Genomic DNA, 13302 nt, shown 5'->3' with positions numbered 1-13302 from the left:
GTGACGGCAGCACAGGTTTCCCCGCTGTTCTCCCGGGAATGGGAGAGCGATCCCAAGCCCACCTACCGGCAACTGCACGCCGACGGCTCCATCCACCGGATCACGCTGCCGAGCGGATCGCAGGCATGGCTCGTGACGCGGTACGAGGACGCCGTGGCGGCACTGGCGAACCCTTCGCTGATCAAGGACCCGCTCCGGTTCGGCAAGCGCTCCCGCGGCATCCTCTCCCGATTGCCCGACCGGCTTCGGACGGTGTTGTTCCGCAACATCCTGGAGATGGACCCGCCCGAGCACACCCGGGTACGAAGGCTGGTGGCGCGTCCCTTCAGTGCCGCCCGCATCGGCCGCAGGCTGGCGGACGTGGAGAGCCGTGCGGTCGCGATGGTGGACGCGCTGGCCTCGCGCGAGCCCGTGGACATCGTGAGCGCGTTCTGCTCCCCGTACCCCTTGCGCATCGTCTGCGACCTGCTCGGGGTGCCGGACAGCGAGGAGAGCCGACTGCGGGTGCAGCGCTGGGCCCGGGTGCTCAACGCCGGCCACGCCGCCGACGGCGACGCGTACGTCCAGTGCGCGCAGGAGGCCATGGAACACCTGGAGGACCTGGTCGCCCTCAAACGACGCGAGCCCGGCGACGACCTGGCCAGCGCCATGGTCGCCTCCCAGGACGAGGAGGACGGCCTGAGCCTGGAGGAGATCATCGGCACGCTCTTCATGCTGATCCTCGCGGGGCACGAGTCGACCGCCCACCTGCTGAGCATGTCGCTGCTCGAACTGGCCCTGAACCCGGAGCTGCGCCGGGACCTGGCCGACCACCCCGAGCTGCTCCCCAACGCCGCGGAGGAGCTGCTGCGTTACACCTCCCCGGTCAAGCTCGCACCCTGGCGGTACGCCGCCCACGACCTGGAGCTCGCCGGTACGGACATCCGCGAGGGCGAGGGCGTGATGGTGGGGGTGGCGGCGGCGAACATGGACCCGGACACCTTCCCCGACCCGGGGCGCCTGGACGTCCGCAGGGCGGAAGCGGCCCGGCACCTCTCCTTCGGGCGGGGAATCCACTTCTGCCTGGGCGCGCAGCTGGCGAAGATGGAGACGGTCGCGGCGCTGCGCGCCGTACTGGCCCGCTTCCCGGACTTCTCGCCCGCCGTACCGGCGGACTCCATCGAATGGCAGCGCGGCGCGATGATCAGAGGACCGCTGGCCCTTCCCTTGATCTTCGAAGGCCGGTGACGGCGTTGACCCGCGGCCGCCGAGACGGAACGTCCGACCACGGCCCCGGCGCAGAGCCGGCTCTGCGCCCCGCCCTCACCGAGCCCTTCCGCGGCTCGCCCGCCGCCCACTGGGGCGACGGAGTCGCCGGGATCACAGTGCCCGCGGCCAAGCCGGCCGGCTGGATGAACGCCACTCAGGTCGAACGGGCGCTGGAGCAGAGCGAGGAGCTCGTGCCGAACCGACGTACGGCCGTGACGCTCATGTGACGCTCCGGGCGCCTGCCGGCCCTCATTCGGGACCCGAAAGCCTCTCTGGCCTGCTGCTCTACCGCCTACGTCCAGGGCAACATGTTTCCGATGACGCATCACGTGGAGTGCGTGGCGATTTTGGAGCCTGCAGTAAAGGGCCTCTGACCTGCTACTTCTCTCATTTCCCGGGCTCTGGGCGGGTCGCGCCGACATGTTTCCGTGGCTGCACGACGTAGACCTTTCCGCCAGGCGGACCACGAACGCCGACGTGAGCTACGGCGCCCTCACCGCCCGGCAACCGAATGCCGGCTACCAGATCAACGGCTACTCGGCCCATGACGACCGACTCATCGCCGACCGGCTCACCTCCCCCTGGGGAGGGTCTGCGCGCACCAGATCGTCTTGCCGTTCGTGGTGTGCCGGGTGCCCCACCCCTGGGTGAGCTGGGCGACGAGCAACAGGCCCCGGCCGCCCTCGTCGAAGGCGCGCGCCCGGCGCAGGTGCGGAGCGGTGCTGCTGGTGTCGGAGACCTCGCAGATCAGGGAGGTGTCGCGAATCAGCCGCAGCTTGATCGGCGGCTCGCCGTATCTGATGGCATTGGTGACCAGCTCACTGACGACCAGCTCGGTGACGAACGACGCCTCCTCCAGGCCCCAGGCCTCCACCTGGTCGATGGCGAACTTCCTGGCGTGCGGCACCTGCGCGGTGTCGGGCTCGACGTCCCAGTCGGCGACGTGGTGGGGATCCAGCGCGTGAGTGCGAGCGAGCAGCAGGGCGGCGTCGTCGGTACGGCGATCAGGGAGCATGGCGTCGATCACCGTGCCGCACAGGGCCTCCAGCGAGGTGGCCGGGTGGTGCAGGGCTCGCTGCAGTTCGGCGATCCGCTGGTCGACGTCGCGCTCGCGGCTTTCCACCAGTCCGTCGGTGTAGAGGGCGAGCAGGCTGCCCTCCGGCAGTTCGAGCTCGGTGGCCTCGAAGGGCAGCCCACCGATGCCGAGCGGCGGTCCCGGATGGACGGGTACAGGGGTTCTGGTGCCCTCCGGGGAGATGACCAGCGGCAGCGGATGGCCGGCGCTCGCCAGCGAGAGGCGGCGGGAGACCGGGTCGTAGACGGCGTACAGGCAGGTGGCCCCGGTCTCGCCGGTCGGCTGGAAGGGGCTGGCGGGCTGCAGGTCGCTGGCCAGGTGGAGGACCAAATCGTCCAGGTGGGTCAGCAGCTCTTCCGGCGGCAGGTCCACGTCGGCGAGGGTACGGACCGCCGTACGCAGCCGGCCCATGCTGGCCGAGGCGTGCAGGCCGTGACCGACGACATCACCCACGACCAGGGCGACCCGGGCGCCGGACAGCGGAATGACGTCGAACCAGTCACCACCCACTTCCGCGCCGGTCCCGCCGGGCAGGTAGCGGGAGGCCACCTCGACCGCCTCCTGGCTCGGCAGGCGCTGCGGCAGCAGGCTGCGTTGCAGGGTCAGCGCGGTCGTGCGCTCGCGCGAGTACCGGCGGGCGTTGTCGATGGCGACTGCCGCCTTGGCGGTCAGCTCTTCGGCGAGGATCAGGTCGTCGGCGGTGAAGGCCTCGGGCCGGTCGAGGCGGGAGAACGCGACGACGCCGAGCAGCGCGCCGCGCGCCAGGAGCGGCACGGTGATCCGGCCGGTCAGCCCGTCCTCGGCGATGGACTCGTCGATCACCGGGTTGCCAGGTGGCCAGTGGGCCGGGTCGGCGGCGAGCCCGGGCCCGAAGGCCCACTCGCCGCCCTCGCCGGGCTCAGCGGCGAGCTCAACCGTGGACCTGCCGGTGGCCATGCAGCGGGCGGCGACGGAACCGGGAGCATGCGTGACCGGTGTCGTGGGCCCCGGAGCCCGGTCGGCGTCCTCCTTCGCGCTGTGCTGGGCGGCACGGCTGAGCCCGAGCGTCTTGCCGGGGGTGCACGCGGACACTGAGGGCGGTTCCTCTCCGCGCAGCACCTCGTCGAAGAGATCCACGCTGACGAGGTCGACGAATCCCGGCACGGGGGTCGTGGCCAGTTCCTGGGCGGTGCCGATCACGTCGAGTGTCCGGCCGATGCCGCCGCTGGCCTCGTTGAGAATGAGCAGGCGCTGCCGAGCCCAGTACTCGGCGCTCATGTCGAATCCCCAGTTGGCGACCGCCAGGACCCTGCCCTCGCCGTCCCGGACGGGCCATATGCTGGTGGCCCAGGCGTTGGCGTAGTTGCTGCCGCGCGGGCGGAAGACGGTGATGAGACGCGCGGGCTCGCCCGTCCTCGCCACTTCGGCGAGCTTGTCGGTGTAGGGCTTGTCGTCCCTTTCGGGAAACAGTGTGCGGTCGAATTCGGGAAGCACCTCGCGGTACTTCTTGCCGAGCACTTGCTCCTCGGAGTGCGCGATCACCCGGCCCGAGGAGGCGTTGATCCACAGGAACCGCAGCTCAGGGTCGTAGGCGCCCAGAGCGAAGGGGCACTGCTCGAAGGCCCGGTCGGCGATCACCGGGCGGCGTCCCCAGCGCTGGGCGGTCACCACGTGACCCAGCGCCCGCCCGTCGGGGCCGAACAGCGGGTGAGCCGTCACCACGGCGTCCACCGTGGAGCCGTCCCGGTGGCGCAGGGGGACGAATCCCGTGGGGTCGGGGCCGGTCCCGTAGCCCTCGGGGAAGCCGGGTGGCGGGGGATCGACCAGCAGGTCGGTCACAGGGCGGCCGACGGTGTCCTGCGCCGTCCAGCCCAGCAGCAGGCGGCACCCCTCGCTCCAGCCCGTCACCATGCCGTCCGGGCCCACCACCACAGCGGCAGTGGGCGCGTCCTGCTTGCCGGCCATCTCCACGCGCCACGCCTCCGTCCGGACAGCCGTGCCCGTCAGGGCTGGTTTCCAGCGGCTGCTTCCAGCCTAGATCGGGTTCCGCTCCACGGCGCTCCGGCCGGTGATTCGGGGTGCCGGGTGCTACGTGCCGGAGCGACCGGGGCCGGGGGCCGGGGTCGGCGCGTCTCGAAGGACGGGGGCGACTCGTCCGCGAGCGGGTGGCGTGCCGCTCGACGAGGTCCAGCCTGCCCGGCCGCCTCCTGCAGGATCGCGAAGAACATCACCGGGGCGCAGAAGGCAGGCCCTGCCGGCCGGTGCGGAAGGCCGCGCTGCTCAGGCGCTCGCCGGCGGGCGTGAACTGGTGCAGGAACTCGTGTCAGGACGTATCGGGCGAGGTCCCTCAGCCATGGCGGGGCCGCAGGCCGGGGTGCCCGCGGCCCCGCTCGGGCGTCGGGGTCAGGACGGGTCGCCGTACTGGAGGCCGCGCCCGTTGGTGCCGACGTAGACGCGGCCGTAGGTGTCGGGGTCGCCGGTGATGACGCCGACGCCGCCGATGGCGCCCCACTGGTGTGCCTTGTCGTTGACGCGGAGCCAGGTGGCGCCCTTGTCGGTGGAGCGGAAGACTCCGGTGACGTCCTTGACGGTGCCGATCAGGTACAGGGCCTGGTAGCTGGTGCCCGGCTTGGCTTTGCCGAAGCCGAGGGCGGAGGCGGACCGCACCGTCTTGAGCGTGGTGAAGGTGCGGCCGCCGTCGGTGGAGTGCAGCAGCCCCTTGCCACCGCCTGCGATCCACAGGTCCCCGGCGATGCCGGGGACGGCCTTGAGCCGGCCGTCGGCGGGCAGGTTGTCGGCGCGGGCGGTGAACGTCGCGCCACCGTCGGTGCTGGCGTAGAGCGTGCCGCCGGACAGCGAGTAGAAGGTTCTGGCCGAGGAGCGGTCGGCGACGACCACGGCGCCGGTGCCCAGACCGCTGACCTTCGACCAGCTCGCCCCCTTGTCGGTCGAGCGGTACGGGGCCTGACCGGCTTGGGTCCAGACGATGGCGGAGCCGTCCGCCGCGAGCGCGACATGGCCGTCCTGGGCACTGGCCACCGGCTCTGCCTTGAAGCCGTTCCAGCTGCGGCCGCCGTCGGTGGAGTAGGCGCCGTCCTGCGCCCCGCCCCGGCCGACGCGGACCATCATCGAGGGTTTGGACTGGGCGAAGTCGATGTCGGTGCTGTTGGTCATCATCGGGTTCTTCAGCCGCCCGGCGGGCACCCTGGCCAGGGAACCGTGGAGGAAACCGCCCTGGTCGCCCATGGCGGTGATGACGGTGGCGCCGCCGGGCGGGGCGATCGCGTCCATCAGCGCGGTCTCCTCCAGTCCGCGGGCTCCCACGGTCCAGTGGCTGGTGCCGCCGCTGTCGGAGGCATTGGCGTCCTTGCTGCGCCAGATGCCGTTGCCGGTGCCGTACAGCACATGCCCGGAGTTGAAGGGATCGATGGCCAGGGCGGTCATCCAGTGCCCGGTGTGGGTGCCGAGGTAAGGAGCGGCGGAGGCGTTGCGCACCGATTTGTCGGCCAGTGCCTTCCAGGTCGTGCCGCCGTCGGTGCTGCGGTAGATCTCGTCCTCGGGCCACCAGCGGCCGAGGGTGGTGACCATCACCGTGGAGGGCTTGCGCGGGTCGACGGCCAGACCGGAGAACCCGTAGCTGCCCTGGGACGGGGAGATGTTCTTCCACGCCCCGCGGTCCGGCGTGTACTTCCACACCGAGCCCGCCGTCACGCCGTTGGGTCCGAGGTTGTTGGTGTACGTCAGGTACAGGGAGCCGTCACCGGAGAGCACGCCGTGCTGCGGCAGCTGGCCGGTGGGCTGCCCGGAGACGGCCTGCCACGTGCCGCCGCCGTCGCTGGAGCGGTACAGGGAGGTGGACCGGTCGGCGACGCCGACGTAGATCGTCTTGCTGCCGGCCGGGCCGTACGTCACGAAGGAGATGCCGGCGCCGCTGCTCGCCCCGTCCTTGACGGGGAACGAGGAGACCTGGCGCCAGGTCTTGCCGTAGTCGGTGCTGCGCCACAGGCCGTTCTTGCGGGTGCCGAGGAGCAGGGTGCCGTGGTTCGCGGGGTCGATCACGAGCCGCTCGCCCGCCCCGCGGCCGTCCTCGTTGCCGCCCAGTTTGAAGGGCAGATCGGTGCGCTGGAAGGTGCGGCCCCGGTCGGTGGAGCGCAGGATCGCGCCGTTGCCCGCCCACTGGTTGGTGTAGGTGCCCGCCGCGAGGTAGAGCCGCCTGGGGTCGACGGGGTCGGTCGCGATTGCATCGATGCCCAGCAGGTTCCAGTCCTGCTCGCCGAGCCAGTCGGTCAGCGGGATCCACTGCTCGGCCCCGGTGTCCCAGCGGTAGGCGCCGCCCATGTCGGTGCGTGCGTACAGCAGGCCCTTCTCGCGCGGGTTGAACACCAGCCCGGTGACATAACCGCCGCCCACCACCTGGGCGTTCTTCCACACATACGGTCCGGCGGCAGCCGTGGTCTGCGCCCCGCCGGTCCCGGACACCCGGGTCTCGGGCGTCTTCACCAGCTTCCACTGCTGGTCGGTGCTGCCCCGGCTCGGATACTGAATGACCGCCGCGCCCTGGGCCGTGGAGCCACCGGAGATATCCAGGACCTGGCCGCTCCTGCGGGAGGTCAAGGTGACGGCGTCGGAACCGCTCACCTCGTCGATCCGCCACTCCTGCGAGGTGGCGGAACTGTCGGTCTGCTGCTCCGCGGCGGCCCCCTGGGCGGTCGAGTTGCCCACGATGCCCAGCACTTTGCCGCTGTTGCGGTTGACGAGCTCGTAGTAGCCGTCCCCGGCGGGCTTCAGCCGCCACTGCTGGTTGGCACTGTTCTGGTCGGTCCACTGCTGGATACGGGTGCCGTCGGCGGTGGAGAAGCCGTTGACGTCCAGCACCTTGCCGCTGCGCACGGAAACCAGCCGGTAGTAGGCATCGCCGTCGACCGTCGCGGCCTGTGAGTCCTCCTGCGCGTACAGGAGGTACGGCACGAGTACGGCGGGCACGCCGAGCAGCAGACCGGTGGCGGTCCAGCGGCGGCGGTGACGCCCGCGGCGCCCGCCGGTCGTGGGGTTGGTCATGGGGAGGCGTTCTCCTTGCATACTGTTCAACAGTGGAAAGCCGGATCCCGGCCACCGGAACTGGCCGGATCCGCTTCCTTGTTGTCACAGACTCCGCGCCGGGTTGCCGCGAGCCGGGAACTCTTTCAGGTCACCTCGTGGCGCGGTAGGCAGGCGGAGGCGCTGAGGGGGCGTCCCTGAGCCGGGAGTGGCCCTGAGGAGCACGCATGAGACAACAGGTTCTGGTCCTCCACCTCTCCATGTCGGCGCTCGACCGCGACATGGAGAGGTGGTCCCGCTACGACGGGATCGGCGGGCCCGTCCGCTGATCCGGTGCCGGAACCGCGCCCGAGCGGCCCCGGATCAGTAGCCGCAGACAAACTTCGAACGCCTCTCGTGGCGTGGCCGGCACCGCACTGGGCCGCGGCCAGGAACACCCCGCTCACGGCCTCCGGCACTGCTGCCGCGCCCCCCGGATGCGCCGCGATCGACGGCTGGTCCCTTGTCTTCACCCCGCCCGACGGCCAGACCGTCACCTCCGGCTGGAACGCGGACTGCTCTCCCGCCTCCGGCCGGGTGACGGCCAGGAACACTTCCCACAACGCCACCATCGCTCCGGGCGCGTCGGTCGCCAGCGGCTTCCAGGCGGCCCACACCGGCGATTGCGCCCCGCCGAGCTCCTGCACCCTCAACGGCATTGCCTGTGCTGTCACGGGGAGCGCATCGAAGTGACCAGGTGGTTCGGTCGGAGACATCAAAGCCGGACGGCACGCAGGCGTCCGGCGCCGGTCACATCACGTCTTGAGGCGGGTGGTGCCGGAAACCGGTGGTGGTGACGCGCTGCGGCTCATCCAGGGGGTGGCCGGTTCAGCGGTCCAGGGGCTCGTAGTCGAACCAGTCGAAGTGGACGGTGCCTTCGGCGGCGTACATGCCGATGACCCGGCCGGTGAAGCCGCCGGCGACCTCGGTCGACAGGTAGCGGCCGTCGAGGGTCGCGAGCTCAGTGAACGTGCCGTCGGATTGTTCGACGCCGAGGGAGACCGTGTCGGGTCCGGTGCACGGTCCGTGCGGAGGCGGTGGGTCCGTGATGGTGACGGCGAGGACCAGTGGCCCGGCGGGTACGGAGCGTTCGGCCACGACCGCGCGCAGGGAGCCGACGCGCACGATCACCCGTACGTCCGTCCCGGATGCCTCGATCGCGTAGTGGTGTCGCTCGTCCAGCCGGACGGCGAGGCCGCCGCGTCCCTGCTCCGGGTCGACCAGGGTGCGTGCCCGGCAGGTGAGGTGCTGCTGGCGGCGGCCGGTGAACACCGCGTCAGGCTCGTCCAGGGAGCCGCCCCGCGCGCGGAGCGTCAGCCATCCGGGGCGCTCCTTGGTGGTGCAGAGCTCGGTGGGGCGGTCCCGCACGGAGATCCAGGTCGGCCCGAGTGCGCTGAGCTCGAAGTCCTCGCGCCCTTCCTCGACGGGGGCGGGGGAGAGCGGCCACGGGAGCGTGGAGAGGTCCGTGGTGACCTCGCCGACGACGGGCCAGTCGTCCTCCCAGGTCACGGGTGTCAGAAAGGTCTCCCGGCCGAGCACGTGCCAGCCGGGCGTGCCGCCGCGCGGCCGTACGCCGAGGAAGACCATCCACCACGAGCCGTCGGGGCCCTGTACCAGGTCGGCGTGGCCGGTGTTCTGCACGGGGTGGTCGGTGCCGCGGTGGGTGAGGATCGGGTTGGCCGGGCACGGCTCGAACGGTCCGTTGGGCGTACGGCCGCGGGCGATCGACACGCCGTGGCCGCGTTCGGTGCCGCCCTCGGCGATTAGCAGGTACCAGTAGGCGCCGATCCGGTACAGGTGCGGAGCCTCCGGGGCCTTCGCGCCGGGGCCGCCGGACCAGAGCTTGTGCGGTGCGCCGTACGTCTGTCCGGTGGACGGGTCGATACGGACCTGCGCGACCCCGGCGACGGTGCACCAGCAGATACCGTCCTCGTCCCAGGCCAGGTCGGGATCGATACCGGGCACGCCCGGCGCGGGGATCGGATCCGACCACGGTCCGGCCGGGTCGGTCGCCGTGACGATCAGGTTGCCGCCGCCCTCGCTGCAGTTGGTGACGATCAGCCAGAAACGGCCGTCGTGATGGCGCAGCGTAGGGGCGTAGATCCCACCGGATGACGGCATGCCGGCCGGCAGACGCAACTGCTCCGGCCGGTCCAGTACGTTGCCGATCTGCCGCCAGCGCACCAGGTCACGGCTGTGGAAGAGGGGTACGCCGGGGAAGTACTCGAAGCTGGAGCAGGCGAGGTAGTAGTCGTCGCCGACCCGGCAGATGCTCGGGTCGGGGTGGAACCCGGGGAGCACGGGGTTGGCGGCGGGGGCGGGCCGGTTCTGAGCGGGCACTCTCGGTTCTCCTTTCGTCGGGTGGGCGGCAGGGCGGCGCTCAGGGAGCGTCCGACTCCGTGCGGGTGATGCGGAGCAGCGCCGCGGACGGCGCGGTGGGCAGGGTCAGGGTGAGGCCGGCCGTGTCCGGGTTCCAGGCGGCAACGGCCTGATGTGCGGCGGGGTGCAGCGGCAGGCTGCTGGAGGCCGCGGTGCAGACCGTGGAGATGCCCGCTTCCTCCACGGTCTGCCGTTCGCGCTCGAAGTCCCGGTCCCGGTGCAGGAGGGGCAGTCCCCGCAGCTTGATCCGCTGTCGTGGGACTGCCCTCTTCCGCCCGGACGTCTGCCGGTTACGGGAGCGTGGTCCACTTCTGGTTGTTCTGGCCGTTGCAGGTCCACAGGACGACCGGGGTCCCGTTGGCGGTTCCGGCCCCGTTGGCGTCGAGGCACAGCCCGGCACGGACGTTGCGGATCGACCCGTCGGAACCGACGGTCCACTTCTGGTTGTTCTGGCCGTTGCAGGGCCAGATGATGACCGGCGTGCCATTGGTGGTGCCCTGGTTGGAGGCGTCCAGGCACTTGTCGCCGTAGACGCGGATCTCGCCGCCGGCCCAGGTGGTCCACAGCTGGTTGGCGGCCTTGTGGCAGTCCCAGATCAGCGTCTTGGTCCCGGCCGCCGTGGCGGCACCGTCCACGTCCAGGCAGCGGCCGGATCCGGTACCGCGCAGGCGTGCGGTGGTGGAGGCCAGGGCGCTGCCGCCGGTCACCTTGAACACGGCGACACCGTGCGCGGGGACGCTGGCCGAAATCTGCCCGGAGGTAGTCGACGTGCCGCCGGTCCACAGGTCGGTGAGGGTGAACGAGCCCCCGGAACGGCCTACTTGTGCGGCCGTGGTGGTGACGGTCGCGGTGTTGCTGCCTCGGTTGAACAGGCCGACCGCGACGGAGCCGTCGGACAGGGGCTTGGCGAACACCTCGGTGTCGCCGTCGTCGCGGACCCGGCGTCCGCCCGCGCCCAGCGAGTCCTGGTTGACCGCGAGCAGGCGCGGGTTGCGCAGGATGGCGCTCACGTCGGCGGACATGGTGCGGATGTCGTTGCCGGCCATGAGCGGCGCACTCATGAGTGCCCACAGGGCGAAGTGGGAGCGGGACTCGGTCAGGGACAGGCCGGGGCGGCCGACGACCAGCATGTCGGGGTCGTTCCAGTGTCCGGGACCCGACTGCGCGGCCAGGGGCGCGGTGACGTCCAGGACGTTGCCGACGCCCATCGGGTAGCTGTTGGTGTTGTTGTTCTGCCAGATGTCGAGCAGGTCCTCGGTCGTCCGCCACAGGTCGGCGACCTCGCCCCAGTTGTATTTGTCGCCGGTGGGGGAGTGGAAGCTGTTGGGGTTGATGCTGTAGACGATCGGACGGCCGGTGGCGCGCAGGGCGTCACGCATGAGGGTGAACTGTGCGATCTGCTCGCTGAGGGTGCCGCTGCCGGAGCACCAGTCGTACTTGAGGTAGTCCACGCCCCAGGAGGCGAACGTGGTGGCGTCCTGCCTCTCGTGGCCCTTGCTGCCCGTGGAGCCGGGGTAGGTGCCCACGCCCTGGGCGCACGTCTTCTCGTTCGGGGCCTGGTAGATGCCGAACTTCAGGCCCTTGCTGTGGATGTAGTCGCCGAGCGCCTTCATGCCGCTGGGGAACTTGGTGGGGTTGGCCCGCAGGTTGCCGGCCGCGTCACGCTGGGGGTCGAACCAGCAGTCGTCGACCACCACGTACCGGTATCCGGCGTCCCGCATACCCGAGGACACCATCGCGTCGGCGGCCTCGCGGACCTGCGCCTCGGTGATCCCGCACCCGAAGCTGTTCCAGCTGTTCCAGCCCAGCGGAGGGGTGAGCGCGGGGCTGCCCGGTGCGGCCCCGGCGTTCGTGCCGACGGAGGCGGTGACGGTGGCGGTGAGCGTCAGTGCGGTGGCTGTGAGGAGACGCAGCAGTCGTCTGTGTATGGGAACCATGGGAGGTCCTTCCTGGGAGGCGGAGCGGAAGCTGCTTTGCTTCCCCAAGGGGCGAGTTCACGAGCCTGTGATCATGTGCGCGCAGGTCAGCGTTGCAGGGTGAGCAGGCCCGGCCGGTACGGCAGCTTCAGGTAGTCGGTGCCGTTCGAGTTGGGGTCCCTGCCCTGGTAGAGGAACTGCAGGTTGCAGGGGTCGATGGTCATGGTCTGGTCGGGGTTGCTGCGGACCAGGTCACCGTGGCTGATGTCGTTGGTCCAGGTGGCACCGCTGTTGGCCTTGCCCGCGAAGGGGTTGCTCTCGGTGGCGGCCTGCGGGGTCCACGGACCGTTCAGGCCGGAGGCCGTGAACGAGCGGAAGAAGCGCTGCTCAGTCGCACCCCGAGCCTCAACGATCATGAGGTACTGGTTCTGGCCCTGGACCTTGTAGACCTCCGGCGCCTCGAACAGGTTCTTCTCCGTGTCGCTCATGACCGTCGTGTACGACGAGCCGAAGCTGCTCGGGAAGTTCCCGATCGGCATGGTCGACTTGAAGATGCCGCCCTTGTCATTGGCGAAGAACAGGTACATGTTCTGGTCGTCGGCGATCACGGTCGGGTCGATCGGGCCGCCGGTGGGGAGGCTGCCGGTGAACAGCTCCTGCGGCGCGGACCAGCCGTTGGGGTTGGTGGGGTCGCTCGACGTGCGGTAGGTGAAGGGCCAGGCGGTACCCCACCCGTTCGAGACCAGCACCCATATCTTCTTGGGCGCGAAGTAGAAGAGTTTGGGCGCCACCGCGGATCCGCTGATCCTGGTCTGGCCGGCCGAGGCCATGTCCGACCAGTTCGTGAAGGGCCGGAACGTCATCGCGCCCCACGACGATCCGTCAGAGACGGTCGCGTAGACCAGGTGCTGGCCGTTGTACGTCACGGTGGTGAAGTCCTTGAGCGCCACCCAGCCGTTCGCCGGCTGCGCCAGCGGACCGGTCGACGTCCATCGGTATGTCGACGGAAGGGGACACGAGTTGGGCGTCCCGGACAGGCCGGTCCACTTCTGGTTGTTGCCGCCGTTGCAGTTCCAGAGCTGCACCGCCGTGCCGTTGGCCGTAGCACCGCCGCTGACGTCCAGACACAGCCCGGACTCCACGGCGACGATCGTGCCGTCGGCGTTCACCCGCCACTTCTGGTTCGTACCGCCGTTGCAGGACCAGATCACCGGCCGGGTACCGGCCGTGGTCGCGTGGCCCGGGACATCCAGGCACTTGTTGCCGTAGACCGTCAGCTGGTTGTTGTCCGTCAGCGTCCACTGCTGGTTGGTCCCGCGGTGGCAGTCCCAGATCTGCAGGTTCGTGCCGTCGGTCTGGGCGGCACCCGGTACATCGAGACACCGGTTGGAACCGACACCGCGCACGGCGCCGGTGGTGGCCGCCTGAGCCGGATTGGCGACGAGCGTCGCCGCCGACGCGACCAGGGCCGCGAGCACCACGGACAGATGTCTGCGGCTGAATCGTAGTCTGCGCAATGCGGGCCTCATTCGTTGAGTGAGCGTTTCCGTACGGCCTCGGCAGAGGCTGTTCGGACTGTCGATGTGCTACACCTCCACCTCTTTTGTTCTCGATATCGAACGAAGGTCG

9 protein-coding genes are annotated in these 13302 nt (G+C 70.4%); 3 read left to right on the top strand and 6 right to left on the bottom strand.

Annotation, left to right across the window (positions count from 1 at the left end; all coding sequences use genetic code 11):
* Complete coding sequence (locus tag VE614_RS26575) at nt 1-1227, top strand: cytochrome P450 (RefSeq protein ID WP_324942286.1); 1227 nt, start codon at nt 1-3, stop codon at nt 1225-1227.
* Nucleotides 1224-1475 (top strand): hypothetical protein, encoded by a 252-nt coding sequence (locus VE614_RS26570; protein WP_324942283.1) that lies wholly within the window; start codon nt 1224-1226, stop codon nt 1473-1475. Before VE614_RS26575 ends, VE614_RS26570 begins: the two co-directional genes overlap by 4 nt.
* A 344-nt stretch (nt 1476-1819) precedes the next feature.
* On the opposite strand, the gene VE614_RS26565 is transcribed toward VE614_RS26570, so the two are convergent.
* Nucleotides 1820-4267, bottom strand: coding sequence for a SpoIIE family protein phosphatase (locus VE614_RS26565; protein WP_324942438.1), 2448 nt, complete (start codon nt 4265-4267; stop codon nt 1820-1822).
* Between the two features lie 438 nt (nt 4268-4705).
* On the bottom strand, nt 4706-7360 hold the full coding sequence (locus VE614_RS26560; RefSeq protein ID WP_324942280.1) for an RICIN domain-containing protein: 2655 nt from the start codon (nt 7358-7360) through the stop codon (nt 4706-4708).
* A gap of 312 nt (nt 7361-7672) precedes the next feature.
* Here VE614_RS26560 and VE614_RS26555 point away from each other — a divergent pair, with 312 nt between their 5' ends.
* Nucleotides 7673-8071, top strand: a complete 399-nt coding sequence (locus VE614_RS26555; RefSeq protein WP_324942277.1) for a cellulose binding domain-containing protein — start codon at nt 7673-7675, stop codon at nt 8069-8071.
* 135 nt (nt 8072-8206) lie between these two features.
* Here VE614_RS26555 and VE614_RS26550 read toward each other — a convergent pair whose 3' ends face one another.
* The 4 genes from VE614_RS26550 to VE614_RS26535 all read right to left on the bottom strand — a co-directional run bounded on the left by VE614_RS26550 (nt 8207) and on the right by VE614_RS26535 (nt 13202).
* A complete protein-coding gene (locus tag VE614_RS26550) occupies nt 8207-9718 on the bottom strand; it encodes a glycoside hydrolase family 43 protein (RefSeq protein WP_324942274.1) in 1512 nt (503 codons plus the stop codon).
* 40 nt (nt 9719-9758) lie between these two features.
* Nucleotides 9759-9941 carry a hypothetical protein gene (locus VE614_RS26545; protein WP_324942271.1) on the bottom strand — a complete coding sequence of 61 codons (183 nt, stop codon included), beginning with the start codon at nt 9939-9941 and terminating at the stop codon, nt 9759-9761.
* Between the two features lie 106 nt (nt 9942-10047).
* Nucleotides 10048-11694, bottom strand: coding sequence for a glycoside hydrolase family 27 protein (locus VE614_RS26540; protein WP_324942268.1), 1647 nt, complete (start codon nt 11692-11694; stop codon nt 10048-10050).
* 86 nt (nt 11695-11780) lie between these two features.
* The gene (locus tag VE614_RS26535) at nt 11781-13202 is read right to left on the bottom strand and encodes a non-reducing end alpha-L-arabinofuranosidase family hydrolase (protein WP_414719656.1); all 1422 of its coding nucleotides are present in this window, start codon (nt 13200-13202) and stop codon (nt 11781-11783) included.
* Nucleotides 13203-13302: the final 100 nt, after the last annotated feature.

Origin of the sequence: Streptomyces sp., from assembly GCF_035645055.1 — a bacterium.
Classification (GTDB): Bacteria; Actinomycetota; Actinomycetes; order Streptomycetales; family Streptomycetaceae; genus Streptomyces.
This window is presented reverse-complemented; position numbering and strand designations above follow the sequence as displayed.

Excerpts from the sequence above, each read along its gene's own strand:
- VE614_RS26565 (WP_324942438.1), bottom strand. The coding sequence starts at position 4,267 with ATGGCCGGCAAGCAGGACGCGCCCACTGCCGCTGTGGTGGTGGGCCCG.
- VE614_RS26560 (WP_324942280.1), bottom strand. The coding sequence starts at position 7,360 with ATGACCAACCCCACGACCGGCGGGCGCCGCGGGCGTCACCGCCGCCGC.
- VE614_RS26535 (WP_414719656.1), bottom strand. The coding sequence starts at position 13,202 with ATGAGGCCCGCATTGCGCAGACTACGATTCAGCCGCAGACATCTGTCC.
- VE614_RS26540 (WP_324942268.1), bottom strand. The coding sequence starts at position 11,694 with ATGGTTCCCATACACAGACGACTGCTGCGTCTCCTCACAGCCACCGCA.